The following is an 18,456-nucleotide window of genomic DNA, read 5'->3' on the forward strand; positions in this document are numbered from 1 at the left end:
GACCGAGGGAGGGAGCTGCCGGGTGACCACGCTCGACGACCCGCCGGTCCGACCTCCTCGGCCCTGGTCCGGTCGCCGCGGACGTCGTGCGCCGTGGGCCGACGCGCTCCAGCGCACCCTGCAGCGCCCCCTGACGCCGTACTACCTGCTCCTCGCCGCGTCGTCGCTGCTGATGGTGATCGGCCTGGTCATGGTGCTGAGCGCCTCGAGCGTGTACGCCTACCGCGTCACCGGCGACTCCTACACGGTCGTGCGCCGCCAGCTCATGTGGGCGGCCATCGCGGTCGTGGGCGTGCTGGTGGTCAGCCGGATCCCGATGCGGGTCGTGCGGATGCTGACCTGGCTGGCGCTCCCGGTGGTCGCGGTGCTGCTCGGCCTGACCCAGACCGGCCTCGGTCGCGAGGTCGGCGGCAACACGAACTGGCTCGCGCTCGGGCCGGTGCAGATCCAGCCCTCCGAGCTGGCGAAGCTGACGATCGTGCTGTGGGCGGCCGACGTGTACGCCCGCAAGGAGAAGATGCTGGGCAACGTGCGGCACATGCTGGTGCCGGTCGTGTTCCCGGTCGTGGCCGGCATGATCGGACTGGTGCTGTGGCAGCGCGACCTCGGCACCGCGCTGGTGTTCTTCGCGATCGCGTTCGCACTGCTGTGGGTGGTCGGCTTCCCGGTGCGCTTCTTCGCCGTCGCGCTGTCGGTGGTGGGTGTCGCCCTGCTCGTGCTGACCTGGACCAGTGCCGAGCGGATGCGCCGGATCACGAACTTCGCGAACCCCTTCGAGGACTTCCACGACGCCGGCTGGCAGCCGGCGCACGGCCTGTTCGCGCTCTCCTCCGGCGGCGTCCTGGGCCAGGGGATCGGCGCGAGCCAGCAGAAGTGGGGCGACCTGCCCGAGGCGCACACGGACTTCATCTTCGCCGTGCTCGGCGAGGAGCTCGGCCTGGTCGGCACCGTGCTGGTGCTCGGACTGTTCCTCACGATCGCGGTCGCGGGCGTGAGGCTCGCGACGTCGACCGAGGACCCGTTCGTGCGCTACGCCAGCTTCGGCATCGTGGTGTGGCTGCTGGGCCAGGCCATGATCAACGTCGGTATGGTCCTCACGCTGCTGCCCGTCATCGGCATCCCGCTCCCGCTCGTCTCCTACGGTGGGTCGGCGCTGGTGCCGTCGCTGGTCGCGCTCGGTCTGCTGATCCTCTTCGCCCGACGGGAGCCGGCGGCCGCGGCCGCGCTGGCGGCCCGGCGGCGCGTGCCGCGCTGAGCCACCGGCTCGACCGGCCGGAGCAGGACAGCCCACGACCAGAGAAGAGAAGGAAGGCCCGACACGTGCGAGTGCTGCTCGCCGGCGGTGGGACCGCCGGCCACACCTCCCCGCTGCTGGCGACCGCCGACGCACTGACGCGGCGCGACCCGGCCACCGAGATCCTCTGCGTCGGCACGGCGCGGGGCCTCGAGACGCGGGTGGTGCCCGCGGCGGGCCACGAGCTGGCGCTGATCCCCCCGGTGCCGCTGCCGCGGCGACCCAACGCCGACCTCGCCATGGTGCCGAAGCGCCTGCGCGCGGCGGTCAAGGAGGCCGGGGCGGTCATCGACCGGTTCGGGCCCGACGTGGTGGTCGGCTACGGCGGCTACGTCTCCATGCCCGTCTACCTGGCCGCGCGACGACGCCGGCTCCCGCTCGTGGTCCACGAGCAGAACGCGCTGCCGGGCATCGCGAACAAGGTCGGCGCCCGCGTCGCGCAGCGCGTGGCGGTCAGCTTCCCGGACACGCCGCTGCCGCGCGCCACCTACGTCGGCCTGCCCATCCGGCAGATGATCTCCACCCTCGACCGCGGCGCGCTGCGGGCCGAGGCGCGCGCCCGGTTCGGTCTCGACCCCGACCTGCCGACGCTGCTCGTCACCGGCGGGTCGCAGGGCGCGCGACGCCTCAACCAGGCGGTCGCGGCCTCCGCGGGCGCACTCGGCGCGGCCCGGGTGCAGGTGCTGCACGTCGTGGGCCCGAAGGGCGAGGCCGCGCCGGAGCGCGTGGCCGACGTGCCCTACGTGGTCGAGCACTTCGTGGAGCGGATGGACCTGGCGTACGCCGCCGCCGACCTGGTGCTCTGCCGCTCCGGGGCCTCGAGCGTCACCGAGGCCGCGGCCGTCGGCCTGCCGGCCGTCTTCGTGCCCCTGCCGATCGGCAACGGCGAGCAGGAGCTCAACGCCCGCCCCGTGGTCGACGCCGGCGGCGGCCTGCTCGTCGCCGACGACGCCCTGAGCCCGGAGTGGATCGGGGCCACCGTCCCCGGTCTCGCGAACGACCCCGCGCGACTGGCCGCGATGGGGGCCGCCGCGTCGGCGCTGATCCCGCGGGACGCCGACGAGCGGCTGGCCGAGATCGTCGTCGAGGCGGCCGGCGCCGGCGGGGGTGCCCGATGAGGGTGCCCGTCCCCGACGAGATCCTGCCCGCCGACCGGCTGGGGGCCGTGCACTTCGTCGGCATCGGAGGTGCCGGCCTCTCGGCCATCGCGCGGATCATGCTCGCGCGCGGCATCCGGGTCTCCGGCAGCGACGGCGCCGCGTCCAGCACGTTGGACGCGCTGGCCGCCGCGGGGGCGACGACCTACGTGGGCCACGCGGCCGCACAGGTCGGCGACGCCGACACGCTGGTGGTCTCCACCGCCGTGCGCGAGGACAACCCCGAGGTCGTCGAGGCGTACGCCCGCGGACTGCGCGTGCTGCCCCGCTCCGCGGGCCTCGCGGCCGTGATGGCGGACCGCGACGTCGTCGCGGTCGCCGGCACCCACGGCAAGACCACCACGACCTCGCTGCTCACCACGGCCCTGGTCGCCGCGGGGGCGGACCCCTCGTACGCGGTCGGCGGCGAGCTGGCGCAGACCGGCACCAACGCCCACGACGGCGCGGGTGCGCTCTTCGTGGCGGAGGCCGACGAGAGCGACGGCGCCTTCCTCGTCTACCGCCCCCGCGTCGCGGTGGTCACGAACGTGGAGGCGGACCACCTCGACGTCTGGGGCACCGAGGAGGCCTACCGCGGGGCGTTCGAGGAGTTCCTCGGGCGGATCGAGCCCGGCGGCCTGCTCGTCGCCTGCGTCGACGACCCGGGCGCGGCCGACCTCGTGGCGACGGCCCGCGCGCGCGGGATCCGGGCGCTCGGGGTGGGGGAGAGCGACGAGGCGGACTGGCGGGTCGTCGACGTGTCCTTCGCCGGCACCACCTCGACCTTCTCGCTGGCGTCGACCGGGGGCGTCGAGGTCGGTCCCGTGCGGCTGCAGATCCCCGGGCGCCACTACGTGCTCGACGCGGCCGCGGCGCTGGTCGCGGGCATCGAGCTCGGCCTCGACGCGGAGGCGCTCAGCGCCGGTCTCGCCTCGTTCGCCGGCACGCGCCGGCGGATGGAGTCGAAGGGCGAGGTCGCGGGCGTGCGGGTCTACGACAGCTACGCCCACCACCCCCAGGAGATCCTCGGCGACCTGCAGGCGGCCCGTTCGGTGGCCGGCGACGGCCGTCTCGTCGTGGCCTTCCAGCCCCACCTCGTCTCGCGCACGCGGATCTTCGGCGAGGCGATGGGGCGGGCGCTCGGCGGCGCGGACGAGGTCGTGGTGGCGGACGTGTACCTGGCCCGCGAGGCGGCGGACCCCGACGTCACGGGCGCCCTCGTCGCCGGCGCCGTGCCGCTCGCCGAGGAGCACGTGGCCTTCGTGCCGGAGCTCGCCGACGTCGCGGCCGAGCTGGTGCGCCGGGCCCGCCCCGGCGACCTCGTGCTCACGCTGGGCGCCGGCAGCATCACCGACGTCGGCCCGGCCGTGCTCGCGCTGCTGGAGGGCGGCCGGGCGGGGTGACCGACGACACCCGCGTCCTCTTCGAGCAGCGCCGTCGGCGCGGCCGGTGGTCGCGCTGGCGCTGGGCGCTGATCTCCGTGCTGGTCGTGGCCCTCGCCGGGGGCCTCGGCTGGCTCGTCTACTTCTCGTCGGTGCTGGCGGTGGCCGACGTCGAGGTGCAGGGCACGTCCGTGCTCGCGGTGGACGAGGTGCGCGCGGTGGCCGGGGTGCCCGAGGGGCGCCCGCTGGCCCGCGTCGACCTCGACGCCATCGAGCGTCGGGTCGAGTCGATGTCGGCCGTGCGGGACGCCGAGGTGAGCCGTGCCTGGCCCGACGGCATCAGGATCGAGGTCGACGAGCGCGTCGCGATCGCGGTGGTCTCCACCGACGACCGGTTCCGTGCCCTCGACGCGGAGGGCGTGACCTTCCGCGACCTCGACGCGCCGCCGGACGACCTCCCGCTCGTCGAGCTCGGCGAGGAGGCGGGCTCCGAGGCGGTGCTGGAGGCCTCCCGCGTGGTCGCTGCCATGCCGCAGCGCACCGCGGCCCGCGTGGCCTCGATCAGCGTCGCCTCCGTCGACGAGATCACGCTCGAGCTGCGCGACGGCGCGACGGTGCTGTGGGGGAGCGCGAGCGACTCCGACGACAAGGCCGAGGTGCTCGACGTGCTGCTCGCCCAGGGCCTCGAGGTCAGCGAGTACGACGTCAGCGTGCCGGGTCGCCCGACGACGCGCTGAGCCCGCCGAGCACGAAGGCCACCACGACGTCGGCCGGCACCGTGCGCGGCCCCAGCACGGCGTGGACGAGCGGCACCGCCGACTCCGCGTCCGCGACGAAGTCCCCGGTCGACACGCCGTCGGCGAGGATGCGGCGCAGCACCGTCTCGACGGCCTGCACGTGCTCGCGGATCTCGCGCAGCGAGGCGTCGGAGAGCAGCCCGTAGACCTGCGGGCCCAGCCCGAGGTGGAACTGCTCGCCCTCGGCCAGGTGGTGGTGCAGGTAGCGGCGCAGCCGCTCCGGCGGCGTCGTCGCGTCGGCGAGCACCGCGGTCAGGTCGGCCAGGTAGCGGTTGGTCTCGTGGGTGGCGAACGCGACGACGACGGCGTCCTTGTCGCGGAAGTGGTGGTAGATCGTCGTGCGGCCCACCCCCGCCCGCTCGGCCAGCTGCGCCATCGTGATCGCGTCGAAGCTGCGCTCGGCGACGAGGTCGACGAACGCCGCGAAGACGCGCTCGCGGATCTGCTCCCGGTGGGAGCTCAGCGAGTCGCCGGTGATCTTGGGCACGGGTGGGGGCTGCGCTCAGACCTGCGGCACGACGGCCCCGAGGAGCGCGCCCATCCGCGTCGCGGCCGCCCGGCCGGCCTCCAGCACCTCGCTGTGGTCCAGCGGCTCGCCGCTGATGCCGGCCGCGAGGTTGGTGACGAGCGAGAGGCCCAGCACCTCGAGGCCGGCCTGGCGGGCGGCGATCGCCTCGAGGGTGGTGCTCATCCCGACCAGGTGGCCGCCGATGGCGCGCACCATGGCGATCTCGGCGGGGGTCTCGTAGTGCGGGCCGGGGAACTGGACGTAGACGCCCTCGTCGAGCTCCGGCTCCACCGTGCGGCACAGGTCGCGCAGGCGCGGGGAGTACAGGTCGGTGAGGTCGACGAACTCGGCGCCCTCGATCGGGGAGGTCGCGGTCAGGTTGATGTGGTCCTTGATCAGCACCGGGGTGCCGGGCGTCCACGTCTCCTTGAGACCGCCGCACCCGTTGGTCAGCACGATCGCGCGGCAGCCGGCCGCGGCAGCGGTGCGTACGCCGTGCACCACCGCGCGCACGCCCTTGCCCTCGTAGAAGTGCGTGCGGCTCAGGAACACCAGCACGCGACGGTCCCCGGCGCGCACCGAGCGGATCTTGCCGGAGTGGCCGACGACGGCGGCCGCGCTGAAGCCCGGCAGGTCGGTGGTCGCGATCTCCGCGACGGTCTCGCCGAGCATGTCGACCGCGGGCAGCCACCCGGAGCCGAGGACGACGGCGACGTCGTGCTGCTCGACGCCGGTGAGCTCGGCCAGTCGCTCCGCGGCGGCGCGGGCGCTCTCGGCCGGCGTCGCGGTGGTGGCGGGGACGGGGCTGGGCGCAGTCGGCTCGGTGTTCGTCACGGCGCCGACTCTAGGCCAGGAGGCGTGGATCACGCCCGTCCGCGCTACCCGATCTGGGGGATTCGCCCGGCACGCCCGCGCCGACGCGCGACCGTGCGCCCGACGCTGCGCCCGTGACCACCCGACCGCGCCCCGTGCCCACCGTCGTGCTGCTCGTCCTGGCGCTGGGCGCCGCGCTGCTGGGGGTCACCACGACCACCTCCGGCGGGGCCGCCGCCGCGGTCGACCCCTGCGCCACGGGCAGCGTGATCGCCTGCGAGAACTCCAAGCCCGGCACGCCGGTCGAGGAGTGGGACGTCGACCGCGCCGGCGACGAGTCCATCCAGGGCTTCGCCACCGACATCAGCGTCGACCTCGGCGACCGGATCGACTTCAAGGTCGACACCGACGCCCGGGCGTACACGGTGACGATCTACCGCACCGGCTGGTACGGCGGCGACGGCGCGCGCCGGATCGCTTCGGTCCAGCCCTCGGCCCGGCTGCCGCAGGTCCAGCCCGAGTGCATCACCGACACGGTCACCGAGCTCTACGACTGCGGCAACTGGGGGGTCTCCGCCTCGTGGACGGTGCCGACCACCGCCGTCTCCGGCGTCTACGTCGCCCGCCTCGAGCGCACCGACACCGGCGGGGCGAGCCACATCACCTTCGTGGTGCGCGACGACGCCAGCACCTCGGACGTCGTCTTCCAGACCTCCGACACCACGTGGCAGGCCTACAACGACTACGGCGGGTCCGACCTCTACCGGGGCGCCGCCAACGGGCGGGCGTACAAGGTCAGCTACAACCGTCCCGTGCTGACCCGCGGCGGCATCGGCGGACGCGACTTCTACTTCGCGAACGAGTACCCGATGGTGCGCTTCCTGGAGCGCAACGGCTACGACGTGACCTACCAGGCGGGCGTCGACACCGACCGGCGCGGCGACCTGCTGACGAACCACGACGTGTTCCTGTCCGTCGGTCACGACGAGTACTGGAGCGGGGCGCAGCGCGCCCACGTCGAGGCCGCCCGCGACGCGGGCGTGCACCTGATGTTCCTCAGCGGCAACGAGGCCTACTGGCGTACGCGCTGGGAGCCGTCCGCGGACCCCTCGCGCACGGCGTACCGGACGCTCGTCTCCTACAAGGAGACGTGGGCCAACGACAAGATCGACCCGTCGGCGGAGTGGACCGGCACCTGGCGCGACCCGCGGCAGGCCCCGCCCTCGGCGGGCGCGGGCCGGCCCGAGAACGCACTGGTGGGCACGGCCTACATGGTCAACTACAGCGACCTCGCGCTGCGGGTCAGCGCCACGGAGGGCCGGCTGCGGCTGTGGCGGGGCACCTCGCTGGCGTCCCTGGCGAGCGGGACGACCGCGACGCTGGCGCCGCACACGATCGGCTACGAGTCCAACGAGGACCTCGACAACGGGCACCGGCCACCGGGGCTCGTGCGGCTCTCGACCACGGTCGGGGCCGTGCCGGAGTACCTGCAGGACTACGGCAACACGGTGGCGCCGGGCACCACGCGCCACCACCTCACCCTCTACCGCGCCGCCAGCGGGGCGCTGGTGTTCAGCGCCGGCAGCGTGCAGTGGAGCTGGGGTCTCGACGCCGAGCACGACTCGCCGTTCGCGCCGGCGCCGGCGGACGTGCGGATGCAGCAGGCCCAGGTCAACCTGTTCGCAGACATGGGCGTCCAGCCCGCCACCCTCGCGCCGGGACTCGTGCGCGCGACGGCGTCGACGGACACGACCGGGCCGACCGTGAGCGTCGCGGCGCCGACCGCCGGGGCCGCCGTGCGCAACGGCGCGGTGGTCCGCTACTCGGGCACGGCCACCGACACCGGAGGCGGCCGGGTCGCGGGCGTCGAGGTCTCGACCGACGCGGGCGCCACCTGGCGGCCCGCCACGGGCACCACCTCGTGGACCTTCGACCTCGTCCAGCCCGGCGTCGGCAGCGTCGGGCTGCTGGTGCGCGCCGTCGACGACAGCGCCAACATCGGCCCCACGGCGACGCGGTCCGTGCAGGTCAGCTGCCCCTGCTCGCTGTTCGGCGCCACCGTGCCGGCGGTGCCGGCGGCCGCCGACACCGGCGCGGTCGAGCTCGGCCTGCGCTTCGCGCCGACCCGCGACGCGTTCGTCGCGGGCGTGCGCTTCTACAAGGGCAGCGGCAACACCGGCACGCACACCGGCACGCTGTGGTCGGCCACCGGCTCCCGCCTGGCCACCGCGACGTTCACCTCGGAGACCGCTACGGGCTGGCAGACGGTCCGGTTCACCTCACCGGTGCCCGTGGTGGCCGGCCAGACCTACGTGGTGTCGTACTCGGCGCCGGCGGGCCGCTACGCCATCGACGACGACGCGTTCAACGCGGCCGGCAGGCGCGCCGACCCGCTGTCGGTCGCCGGCGGCTACGGCGCCCCGCCGGCCGGCGTGTTCGCCGCCGTCGGCGAGTTCCCCGACCGCAGCTTCGGCAGCAGCAACTACTTCGTCGACCCGCTCGTGACGATGACCGACGACTCGCCGCTGACGCTCGACCAGCAGTCCCCGCTGCCCGGCTCGTCCTCGGTCGCGGCCGACGCCGTGGTCTCGGCGCGCTTCTCCCGCTCGGTCGTGGCCACCAGCGTGACGGTGCGGGTCGTCGACGCCGTCGGCGCGCAGGTGCCCGGGGCGACGGCGTACGACGCCGCCACCCGCACCGTCACCTTCCGTCCCTCCGCGCCCCTGGCCGGGGCCGTGCGGCACACCGTGACCGTCACCGGCCGCGACGCGGCCGGCATCTCGCTCACCGCGACGCCCTGGACCTTCACCACGGCCCGTCCCGCCTCGCCCGTCGGGGTCTGCCCGTGCTCGCTGTTCGACGACGGCACCACCCCCACGGTGCTCGAGGACGTCGACACGGCGCCGGTGACGCTCGGGGTGCGGTTCCGCCCGAGCGTGGACGGCACCGTCACGGCGATCCGCTTCTACAAGGGCCCGCGCAACACGGGCACCCACACCGGCACGCTGTGGCGCGCGGACGGCACGTCGCTGGCGACGGGCACGTTCACCGGCGAGTCCACCGGCGGCTGGCAGACGCTCGTGCTCGCCACGCCGGTGGCGGTCACGGCCGGCACGGAGTACGTCGCGTCCTACCGCGCTCCGGGGGGCCGCTACTCGGCGAGCCCCAACGCGTTCGCCGCCTCCGACCTGTCCCGCGGACCGCTGCAGGTCACCAGCACGGCCGGCGCGTACACGTACGGCACGGGCTTCCCCGGCTCGTCGTCGGCGACCAGCTACCTCGTCGACGTCGTGGTGGAGCGCCGCGAGCCCCCGCTGACCGTCGTCTCGAGCGACCCGGCCGCCGGGGCCGTCGGGGTCTCGCCGACCACCGCGGTCGGCGTCACGTTCAGCGCCCCGCTCGGCTCCGGCCACCAGGTCGCACTGACCCGGGTCGACACCGGCGCCGCCGTCGCCGGCACCACGACCCGCAGCGCCGACGGGACGAGCCTGCGGTTCGTGCCGACCCAGGCGCTGCCGCTCGACACGGAGGTGCGGGTGACGCTCACCGGGCTGCGCAGCACCTCGGGCGCGACCCTGGCCGACCAGACCTGGACCTTCCGCACCCGGGAGGCGGGCGCGCTGGCCGAGCAGACGCTCCTCGGCTCCGCCGTGCCCGAGGTCGCCGCGGTCGACGAGAGCGCGCCGGTGGAGGTCGGGGTCGCCTTCCGGGTCCTGCGGCCCGGGCGGATCACCCAGCTGCGGTTCTTCAAGGGGCCGGGCAACGACGGCCTGCACGTCGCGTCCCTGTGGGACGCCTCCGGGCGTCGGCTCGCGCGGGTCGACGTGGCGGGGGAGACCGCGTCGGGGTGGCAGACCGCCTCGCTGTCGACCCCGGTCTCCGTGGCTCCCGGCCAGGACTACGTCGTGTCCTACCTCGCGCCGCGTGGCCACTACTCCGCGACCCGCGACTTCTTCGCGCAGCCGCACACCTCCGGCGACCTGGTCACCTCGAGCGGCGCCAACGGCCGCTACCTGTACGGAGCGGCCGGCGGGATGCCGCTCTACAGCTGGGGCGCCACCAACTACTTCGTCGACGTCGCGTTCGTGCCGGACGCCCGGCCGGTGACGCTGGAGGAGTCGAGCCCCGCCGCCGGTGCGAGCGGCGTGCCCCTCGACGCCCTCGTGCGCGCCCGGCTCTCGGTGCCCGTCTCCGCCGGCTCGCTCTCCCTGCGGGCAGGGACGACGAGCGTGGCCGGCACGGCGTCGATCTCCGCGGACGGGCGCGAGGTGGTGCTCGATCCCGCCCAGCCGCTGGCGCCCGGCACCACGTACACCGCCACGCTCTCCGGGGTCCGGTCGACGGAGGGCACCACCCTCGCGACGACGACCTGGACGTTCGAGACCGAGGCGCAGCAGCCCACCACGACGACCCACACGCTGTTCGGGTCGACCACACCGGCGATCGGGGCCGTCGACGAGTCCGACCCGGTGGAGCTGGGCGTCGTCGTCACCCCGAGCGTGAGCGGCGACGTGACCCGGATCCGCTTCCACAAGGGCAGCGGCAACACGGGCACGCACGTCGGGTCGGTCTGGACGCTGGACGGCCGGCTCCTGGGCCGGGTGACCTTCACCGGGGAGTCCGCGAGCGGCTGGCAGAGCGCCGCCCTCGCCACCCCCGTGCGACTGACGGCGGGCACGTCGTACGTCGTCTCCTACCTCGCGCCCCGCGGGCACTACTCGGTGACGCCGGGCGGACTGAGGGCGGGGGCGGCCTCGGGGCCGCTCACCGCGGCCGCGCAGGACAACGGCCGGTACGTCTACGGCGCCGGCGGCGGCTTCCCCACCCGGTCGTGGGACGCGGCCAACTACTTCGTCGACCTCGAGTTCCGTCCCGCCGGCTGACACCCCGTCCGCCCCGTCGGCCCCGTCGGCCCCGTCGGCCGGGGACGGCCGGGTCTCAGGGGCCGGCGACGACGGTGGGCGACCAGGCCTGCTCGACGAGCAGCTGCGGCGCCGCGCCGGCGCGCTCGACGTCGAGCGACCAGACGTCGGTGACGCCGGCCTCGTCGGCGCGGGGCACGCCGTACATCAGGGTGTCGTCGTCGAGCCACGCCGCCTGGTCGTCCACGCCCCGGGTCTCGCCGGCGAGCACGGTCTCCTCGCCGCTGGCCAGGTCGAGCACCGCGAAGGACCAGTGCGTGCCGGGGGCGTCGTCGTCGACCTTGTACGCCAGGCGCGTGCCGTCGGGGGAGAGCGAGGGGCACTCGACGTTGGTGCGCAGGGCGGTGAGCGTGCGTGTGGTCAGGTCGCCGCGCACGAGGTGCGTGACGCCGCCGGTCGCGACGGTGGCGTAGAACCACCGGTCGTCGACGAACGTCACGCCCCACACGTTGCGGTCGACCGGGGCGACCTCGCGGCCGTCGACGACGAGCCGGAAGTCCTCCAGATCGCCGGCGTCGCCTCCCGACGAGCCGTCGGTCGCCCGGATCTCGGTCGCGGTGGAGAACCCGCTCTGCTGGTAGGAGTGGCCGGTGACGAAGGTCGTGGTCGCGACCAGCGAGCCGTCGGGGGAGAGCCGGGTGCGGCTCGGGATGCCCGGCAGCGGGGTGGTCGCCCGCGGTTCCAGGTCGGCCCCGAGCTCGACGAGCGCGTAGCGGGTGACGACGCCCCGCTGCACCTGGAGGCAGGAGACGCGCGAGCGCGACGCCGCCACCCGGTCGCACGCCACGTCGCCGACCGCTCGGGGACCGGCCGGGTCGTCGAGGGCGACCGCGGCGAGGTGGCCGTAGTCGCGGTCCAGCCCCGTGTGGCGGAAGACGATCGCCGGTCCGGCGGCGGTGAGGTCGGCGAGGTCGGTCAGCCGGTGCGAGGCGACCGCGACCGAGGGAGGCGTACGCGCCTGCTCGCGCTGCTCGGCGGCCTGGCGCAGGGCGAGACCCGCGGCCGCGAGGCCGACCAGCACGACGAGCGCCGTGAAGACCGCGACGCGAGCGCGCCGCGTCACGCCGGCACCGGCGCGCGGTCCACCCCGCGCACGGCGAGGAGGGCCGGCGGCACCAGGCAGGCCAGCACGGTCGCGACGACCAGGAGCGCGTTGGCCGGCCCGACCCAGAACCACAGCAGCCCGAAGCCCGCGGAGGCGCCCATGCGGCTCACCGCGACGACGGTCTGGGCGGTGGCGATGCCGCGGGCCCGGAAGGCGGGCGCCACGACGCGGCCCGCGACCGCGGCGAGCACGCCGTCGGTCGCGGCGTAGAACAGGCCGAGGAGCACGACGGTGAGGACGGTGGCACCCAGGGCGCCGACCGGCCACGCCGGCGCGAGGTACGCCGCCACCAGGGCGACGTGGCCGAGGACCATCGTGCGGGCGCGGCCCCAACGGTCGGCGAGGGCACCGAGGGGCACGGCGAGCAGCAGGTAGGTGACGCTCGTGCCCACGTAGAGCAGGGGGAACCAGTGCACCGCGAAGCCTCCCTGGTCGAGGAGCGCGAGGTAGAGGAAGCCGTCGCCGACCGTCACCAGCCCGAGCAGGCCGGCGACGACCAGCAGGCGACGCACGGCGGGAGACGCCAGCTCGCGCCAACCCCCGTCCGCCGGCCCGTCCGGCGGATCCGCGCTCGGAGCGCGCTCGGGGTCGCGGCGCGCCACGCGCGGCCGGTCCTCGACGAACAGGCCCAGCAGGGCCAGCCCGACCAGCGCGAACCCGAGCGAGACCACCATGACGGTCAGGTAGCCGCCGGGGATCCACCACAGCAACGCGAACGCGACGAGCGGTCCGAGGACGGCGCCGGTCGTGTCGAGCGCGCGGTGCACGCCGAAGGCCAGCCCCACGCTGTCTGCCGGTGCCGCGGCGCTGATCATCGCGTCGCGCGGCCCGGTGCGCAGGCCCTTGCCGACGCGGTCGAGGGCGACGATGGCGCCGACCGCGCCGGCGCCGGTCGCCACCAGCAGCCCGACCCGCGCCACGCAGCTCGTCGCGTAGCCGGCGAAGGCCACCCACTTCGGGCGCCCGGAGCGGTCCGCGCCCCAGCCGCCGGCGATCCGCACCAGCGCGCCGACGCCCTGGTAGAGGCTGTCGACGAAGCCGTACGCGACCGTCGACAGGCCGAGCCCGAGCGTCAGGTAGAGGGGCAGGACGGCGGCGACCGACTCCGACGAGACGTCCGTCAGGAGGCTGACGAGACCGAGGGTGACGACCACCCGCGGCACGCGCCGACGTCGGGGTGCGGTTGTCGCGGTGGCCGGGGGCGCGCCGTGGTCCTCGCGCACGGTCACGTACACGTCAGACGTCCTCGCGCAGCAGGGTGGCGAACAGGCTGTAGACGTCGCGCTCCGGACCGACGGTCACCACCACCGAGCTGCCGCCCCGGCGCAGCGCTACGGCGGAGCGGCCGGGAAGCGCGCTGGTCGCGACCTCCTCGAAGCCCTGGCGCCGCAGCTCGGCCAGGTAGAAGGCGACGACCTCGTCGCCCCCGGCCCCGGCCGCGACGAGCGCGACCTGGACGCGCTCGGTGGACGGCGACAGGCTGCTGGTGCGCACCGTCGAGCCGGGGACCGGCGGCACCACGTCGGCCGGGTACGACGGCACCAGCCGCCCGACGGCGCTCTCGGCCGAGGTGGGGAACGGCCCGTCGACCCGCGGCGTCGGCTCCTGCGCCTCGTCCGCGGCGCGCACGGCGTCGCCCGGCTGCTCGGTGGTCTCGGTGGTCGGCGCCGCCTCGATGCCGCCGGTGGGGCTGGAGCCGGGCGGCGGCGGGGCGCCGAGGGGGGCGGTGGCACCGGGCCCCGCGACGTCCCCGTCGCCCGGCTCGCCGGGCTCACCGGGCTCACGCGGCCCACCGGGGCCGTCGTCCGTGGGGCCCTCGCCCTGCGCGGCGTCACGACGCCCGTCGCCGCCGGGTCCGCCACCCGGTTCGCCGAGGAACGGCGACGTCACCACCACGAGCGTGACGGCGAGGACGACGGCGAGCAGCGCGGCGGCCGCGGCGCGACGCACGCCGATGGCCCGCAGAGCCTGTCTGGCGCTCATCCGACGACCTCCACCCGCGCTCCGACCTGCGCCCCGGGCGGTCGCCCGGGCGGGGACCGCGGGCCGAACCTAGGAGCGCTCGCGTCCCGACCGCGGCCGCCGCGGACCACTTACCCAATCCGGGGGAGAGGCACGTCACGCCCCCGGCGCAGCCAGGTGCCACCGGGTGGTCGGCCGCGCCCGGCCGGGTGGATAGGCTGGACCCCGTGACCCACTTCGATGTCCTCGTCCTTGGTGCTGGCCCCGGTGGATACGTCGCGGCGATCCGAGCTGCGCAGCTCGGTAAGTCCGTCGCCGTCGTGGAGGAGAAGTACTGGGGAGGTGTCTGCCTCAACGTCGGGTGCATCCCGTCCAAGGCCCTGCTCAAGAACGCCGAGCTCGCCCACACGCTGACCCACGACAAGGCCAAGTACGGCATCGAGGGCGACGCCACGATGTCCTACGGGCCGACCCACAAGCGGTCGCGCCAGGTGAGCGCCGGCATCGTCAAGGGCGTCCACTACCTGATGAAGAAGAACAAGATCACCGAGATCGACGGCTGGGGCACCTTCACGGGCCCGAAGGCGATCGACGTGAAGGACAAGGACGGCAACGTCACCTCGTACACGGCCGACGACGTCATCATCGCGGCCGGCGCGAAGGTCCGCACGGTGCCCGGCGTCGAGATCAGCGAGAACGTGGTCACCTACGAGGAGCAGATCCTCGACGAGACCCTGCCGAGCTCGGTCATCATCGGCGGCTCGGGCGCCATCGGCGTCGAGTTCGCCTACGTGATGAAGAACTTCGGCGTCGACGTCACGATCGTGGAGTACCTCGACCGGATCGTGCCCACCGAGGACGCCGACGTGTCCAAGGAGCTGCTGAAGCACTACAAGAAGCTCGGCATCAAGATCCTCACCTCGACGGCCGTCAAGGGCGTCGAGGACACGGGCTCGGGCGTCAAGGTGACCGTCGCCCCGGCCGCGGGCGGCGACGAGCAGGTCCTCGAGGCCGACAAGATGCTCGCCGCGTTCGGCTTCGCGCCGCGCCTCGAGGGCTACGGCCTGGAGAACACCGGCGTCGAGCTGACCGAACGGGGTGCGATCGCGATCGACGAGTACGGCCGCACGAACGTGGACGGCGTGTACGCGATCGGCGACGTCACCGGCAAGCTCATGCTGGCCCACGTCGCGGAGGCCATGGGCATCGTGGCCGCCGAGGTGATCGCCGGCGAGGAGACCATGCCGGTCGAGTACGACTTCGTCCCGCGCGCCACCTACTGCCACCCGCAGATCGGCTCGTTCGGCTACTCCGAGCAGCAGGCCAAGGACAAGGGCTACGACGTCAAGACGGCGACCTTCCCGTTCAGCGCGAACGGCAAGGCGCAGGGCCTCGGCGACGCCGTGGGCTTCGTCAAGGTGGTCGCCGACGCCGAGCACAACGAGATCCTCGGCGCCCACATGATCGGCCCGGACGTGACCGAGCTGCTGCCCGTGCTGACGCTGGCGCAGAAGTGGGACCTGACGGCGGACGAGGTGGGGCGCAACGTCTTCGCGCACCCGACGCTGACCGAGTCGGTCAAGGAGGCCATCCACGGCATCTCCGGCCACATGATCAACCTGTGACGTCACCCGACGGCCAGCAGCCCGCAGGTGGAGGGACCGACATGAACCGCGTCGTCATCATCGGGGGCGGCCCGGGCGGCTACGAGGCCGCCCTGGTCGCCGCGCAGGCGGGCGCCGACGTCACCGTCGTCGACAGCGACGGCCTCGGTGGGTCGGCCGTCATCACCGACTGCGTGCCCAGCAAGACGCTGATCGCCACGAGCGAGCTGATGACCGAGCTGGCCGGGTCGGCCGAGCTGGGCGTCGGCTTCCTCGGCGAGGCCGGCGACGCCGCCACCTCGATCCGGGTGGACCTCGGCAAGGTGAACGCCCGTGTCAAGCAGCTCGCCGCCGACCAGTCGGCCGACATCGAGCGGCGCCTGGTGCGCGAGGGCGTGCGCGTCCTGCAGGGACGCGGACGTCTCGACGGGCCGCAGCGGGTGCAGGTGGAGCTCGGCGACGGCGGCACGGAGACGATCGACGCCGGCGCCGTGCTGGTCGCGACGGGCGCCTCGCCCCGGGTCCTGCCGAGCGCCGTGCCCGACGGCGAGCGGATCCTGACCTGGGAGCAGGTCTACGACATCACCGACGTGCCCGAGAAGCTCGTGGTCGTCGGCTCGGGCGTCACCGGGGCGGAGTTCGCGTCGGCGTACCTCTCGCTCGGCATCGACGTCACGCTGGTCTCCTCGCGCGACCGGGTGCTGCCCGGCGAGGACGCCGACGCGGCGGCCGCGCTCGAGGACGTGCTGACGCGTCGTGGCATGAAGGTGCTCGGACGCTCGCGGATGGAGTCCGTGACCCGCGACGGCGACGTCGTCACCGTCCGGCTCACCGACGGCACCGAGGTGGAGTGCTCGCACTGCGTGCTGGCGCTCGGGTCGGTGCCGAACACCGCGGACCTCGGTCTGGAGGAGGCCGGCGTCCTCGTCGACGACGCCGGGTTCGTCCGGGTCGACCGGGTCTCGCGCACCACGGCGCGGGGCGTGTACGCCGCCGGCGACTGCACCGGCGTGCTGATGCTCGCCTCGGTCGCCGCCATGCAGGGCCGCATCGCGATGTCGCACCACCTCGGCGACGCCGTCGCGCCGCTGGACCTCAAGAAGGTGTCCTCCAACGTGTTCACGTCGCCGGAGATCGCGACCGTCGGGTGGACGCAGCAGGCGGTCGACTCCGGGGAGATCCAGGCGGAGACGGTCCTGCTGCCGCTGTCCGGCAACCCGCGCGCCAAGATGCAGGGCGTGCGCGACGGCTTCGTGAAGCTGCTGTGCCGGCCCGGCACCGGCATCATCGTCGGCGGCGTCGTGGTGGGTCCGCGGGCCTCGGAGCTGATCCACCCGGTGGCCGTGGCGGTGGGGGAGTCCCTGACCGCCGACCAGCTCGCCAGCGTGTTCACGGTCTACCCGTCGATGACCGGGTCGATCGCCGAGGCGGCCCGCCGCCTGCACCACGTCTGAGCGCCTCGCGCGCGTCCGTGCCGGAGCACCCCGTCGGGTGCTCCGGCACGGCCGTCTCGTCGTCGTGACGCGCCCGTCGCCGACCACCTCCGAACTACTCAGTTGTAGTTAGCACGATCAGATTGCAGCGCCGTCGCGCGCGTGGTCGGATCATCGTGCACACCAGTCACACGACCCCCACGGGTCGCACGCGTACCGCTCTCGGATCCCCCGTCCCCGTCCCTCGGAGCCTCCATGCCCTCCCGCAGCCCCCGTCCCCGCCTGCGCCTGCTCGGCGTCGTCCTGCTCGGCATCGGCATCGTGCTCGGGGCCCTCGGGCCCGCGACCGCGGTGCCGGTCAACCAGTCGATCACCATCCCCAGCCGGGCGACGGTGACCTTCACCGGGCACGGCTTCGGGCACGGCATCGGGATGTCGCAGTACGGCGCCCGCGGCGCCGCCCGCGCGGGTCTCAGCTCGTCGCAGATCCTCGGGTTCTACTACCCGGGCACGCAGCAGACGACGGCCGCGGACGTCTGGGTGGACGTGCGGATCACGAAGGACTCCGACGGCGACGTGCAGGTCGCGTACCGCAACAACCTGCAGGTGGTGGACCGCCACACGGGCAGCCGCTTCACCGTGCCCGGCGGCCGCTCGTCGACCTGGCGGCTCGCCAGCTGGGGCGATCGCACGACGCTGACCTACTGGGCGAACGGCCGCTGGACCAACTACCACTGGTCGCCCGGCACGCTGGAGTTCTACGCCGACGGCAGCCCGATCACCCTGCTGACGAACAACAACCGCACCCGCACGCAGTACCGCGGGTTCCTCAAGGCCGCCGTGCCCTCCCCGGGGTCGTGGCGCCGCGAGACCGTGAACTCGCTGCCGCTCGACTTCTACCTGCGCGGCGTCGTCCCGCACGAGATGCCGAGCAGCTGGGAGCCCGCGGCGCTGCAGGCCCAGGCCGTGGCCGCCCGCACGTACGCCATGCGCCTGCGCGCCCAGCCGGCCACCAGCTACTACCACCTGTGCGACACGACGAGCTGCCAGGTCTACGGCGGCTACGGCGCCGAGGCCCAGCGCTCCAGCGACGCGATCGTGGCGACGTCCCGCCGCATCCTGACGGTGAACGGCACGCCCGCGCTCACGCAGTACTCCTCGTCCAACGGCGGATGGTCCGCCCGTGGCTCGCAGTCGTACCTGCCGGCGAAGCAGGACCCGTACGACACCCCGGCGATCAACCCGAACCACAGCTGGCGGGTCTCCTTCACCGACGCGGACTTCGAGCGCCGCTGGCCCCAGCTCGGCGACCTGACCGGCCTGACCGTCACCGACCGCACCGGCGACGGCAAGTGGAGCGGCCGCGTGAACTCGCTCACCCTGCGCGGCACGCGGGGCTCGGTCACGCTGACCGGCGCGCAGGTGCGCTCCTCGTTCGGGCTGAAGTCCACCTGGTTCGCGGTCTCCGCGGCCCAGCGCTGATCCACGCGCTGCGCCGGT

Annotated in this window: 13 protein-coding genes; 8 read left to right on the plus strand and 5 right to left on the minus strand. The window is 74.4% G+C overall.

Annotated features, from left to right (window positions below):
• Positions 1-22: 22 nt before the first annotated feature.
• The 4 genes from ftsW to RDV89_RS15610 all read left to right on the plus strand — a co-directional run bounded on the left by ftsW (position 23) and on the right by RDV89_RS15610 (position 4,549).
• Positions 23-1,255 (plus strand): putative lipid II flippase FtsW, encoded by a 1,233-nt coding sequence (gene ftsW / locus RDV89_RS15595; protein ID WP_315734348.1) that lies wholly within the window; start codon positions 23-25, stop codon positions 1,253-1,255.
• A gap of 65 nt (positions 1,256-1,320) precedes the next feature.
• Positions 1,321-2,412 carry an undecaprenyldiphospho-muramoylpentapeptide beta-N-acetylglucosaminyltransferase gene (gene murG, locus RDV89_RS15600; protein ID WP_315734350.1) on the plus strand — a complete coding sequence of 364 codons (1,092 nt, stop codon included), beginning with the start codon at positions 1,321-1,323 and terminating at the stop codon, positions 2,410-2,412.
• The gene (murC, locus tag RDV89_RS15605) at positions 2,409-3,833 is read left to right on the plus strand and encodes a UDP-N-acetylmuramate--L-alanine ligase (RefSeq protein WP_315734352.1); all 1,425 of its coding nucleotides are present in this window, start codon (positions 2,409-2,411) and stop codon (positions 3,831-3,833) included. Before murG ends, murC begins: the two co-directional genes overlap by 4 nt.
• On the plus strand, positions 3,830-4,549 hold the full coding sequence (locus RDV89_RS15610; protein WP_315734354.1) for a cell division protein FtsQ/DivIB: 720 nt from the start codon (positions 3,830-3,832) through the stop codon (positions 4,547-4,549). Before murC ends, RDV89_RS15610 begins: the two co-directional genes overlap by 4 nt.
• On the opposite strand, the gene RDV89_RS15615 is transcribed toward RDV89_RS15610, so the two are convergent.
• Together RDV89_RS15615 and RDV89_RS15620 are read right to left on the minus strand one after the other, a co-directional pair.
• Positions 4,518-5,096, minus strand: coding sequence for a TetR/AcrR family transcriptional regulator (locus RDV89_RS15615; protein WP_315734356.1), 579 nt, complete (start codon positions 5,094-5,096; stop codon positions 4,518-4,520). The genes RDV89_RS15610 and RDV89_RS15615 overlap by 32 nt on opposite strands.
• A 15-nt stretch (positions 5,097-5,111) precedes the next feature.
• Positions 5,112-5,951: a purine-nucleoside phosphorylase gene (locus RDV89_RS15620; RefSeq protein WP_315734358.1), complete on the minus strand. Its 840-nt coding sequence runs from the start codon at positions 5,949-5,951 to the stop codon at positions 5,112-5,114.
• A gap of 113 nt (positions 5,952-6,064) precedes the next feature.
• On the opposite strand from RDV89_RS15620, the gene RDV89_RS15625 reads away from it, so the two are divergent.
• Complete coding sequence (locus tag RDV89_RS15625; RefSeq protein WP_315734360.1) at positions 6,065-10,813, plus strand: DUF4082 domain-containing protein; 4,749 nt, start codon at positions 6,065-6,067, stop codon at positions 10,811-10,813.
• Positions 10,814-10,868: 55 nt separating this feature from the next.
• Here the strand turns inward: RDV89_RS15625 and RDV89_RS15630 are convergent, their stop codons facing one another.
• Genes RDV89_RS15630 through RDV89_RS15640 form a run of 3 tightly spaced genes read right to left on the minus strand, consistent with a single transcriptional unit; the run spans position 10,869 to position 13,940 of the window.
• Positions 10,869-11,915 carry a hypothetical protein gene (locus tag RDV89_RS15630; RefSeq protein WP_315734362.1) on the minus strand — a complete coding sequence of 349 codons (1,047 nt, stop codon included), beginning with the start codon at positions 11,913-11,915 and terminating at the stop codon, positions 10,869-10,871.
• Positions 11,912-13,192 (minus strand): MFS transporter, encoded by a 1,281-nt coding sequence (locus RDV89_RS15635; protein WP_315734364.1) that lies wholly within the window; start codon positions 13,190-13,192, stop codon positions 11,912-11,914. The genes RDV89_RS15630 and RDV89_RS15635 overlap by 4 nt, the downstream gene beginning before the upstream one ends.
• A 1-nt stretch (position 13,193) precedes the next feature.
• The gene (locus tag RDV89_RS15640; protein ID WP_315734366.1) at positions 13,194-13,940 is read right to left on the minus strand and encodes a hypothetical protein; all 747 of its coding nucleotides are present in this window, start codon (positions 13,938-13,940) and stop codon (positions 13,194-13,196) included.
• Between the two features lie 206 nt (positions 13,941-14,146).
• Here RDV89_RS15640 and lpdA point away from each other — a divergent pair, with 206 nt between their 5' ends.
• The 3 genes from lpdA (at position 14,147) to RDV89_RS15655 (ending at position 18,438) form a co-directional block, all read left to right on the plus strand.
• Positions 14,147-15,544, plus strand: a complete 1,398-nt coding sequence (lpdA, locus tag RDV89_RS15645; protein ID WP_315734368.1) for a dihydrolipoyl dehydrogenase — start codon at positions 14,147-14,149, stop codon at positions 15,542-15,544.
• 41 nt (positions 15,545-15,585) lie between these two features.
• On the plus strand, positions 15,586-16,977 hold the full coding sequence (locus RDV89_RS15650) for an NAD(P)H-quinone dehydrogenase (RefSeq protein ID WP_315734678.1): 1,392 nt from the start codon (positions 15,586-15,588) through the stop codon (positions 16,975-16,977).
• 234 nt (positions 16,978-17,211) lie between these two features.
• Positions 17,212-18,438, plus strand: a complete 1,227-nt coding sequence (locus RDV89_RS15655; protein WP_315734370.1) for a SpoIID/LytB domain-containing protein — start codon at positions 17,212-17,214, stop codon at positions 18,436-18,438.
• Positions 18,439-18,456 lie beyond the last annotated feature (18 nt).

Source organism: Nocardioides imazamoxiresistens, assembly GCF_032378595.1.
Taxonomy (GTDB): Bacteria; Actinomycetota; Actinomycetes; order Propionibacteriales; family Nocardioidaceae; genus Nocardioides; species Nocardioides imazamoxiresistens.

Bases quoted from the DNA above. Each gene is read 5' to 3' on its own strand.
- murC (WP_315734352.1), top strand. From the start codon at position 2,409: ATGAGGGTGCCCGTCCCCGACGAGATCCTGCCCGCCGACCGGCTGGGG.
- RDV89_RS15640 (WP_315734366.1), bottom strand. From the start codon at position 13,940: ATGAGCGCCAGACAGGCTCTGCGGGCCATCGGCGTGCGTCGCGCCGCG.
- RDV89_RS15650 (WP_315734678.1), top strand. From the start codon at position 15,586: ATGAACCGCGTCGTCATCATCGGGGGCGGCCCGGGCGGCTACGAGGCC.
- RDV89_RS15655 (WP_315734370.1), top strand. From the start codon at position 17,212: ATGCCCTCCCGCAGCCCCCGTCCCCGCCTGCGCCTGCTCGGCGTCGTC.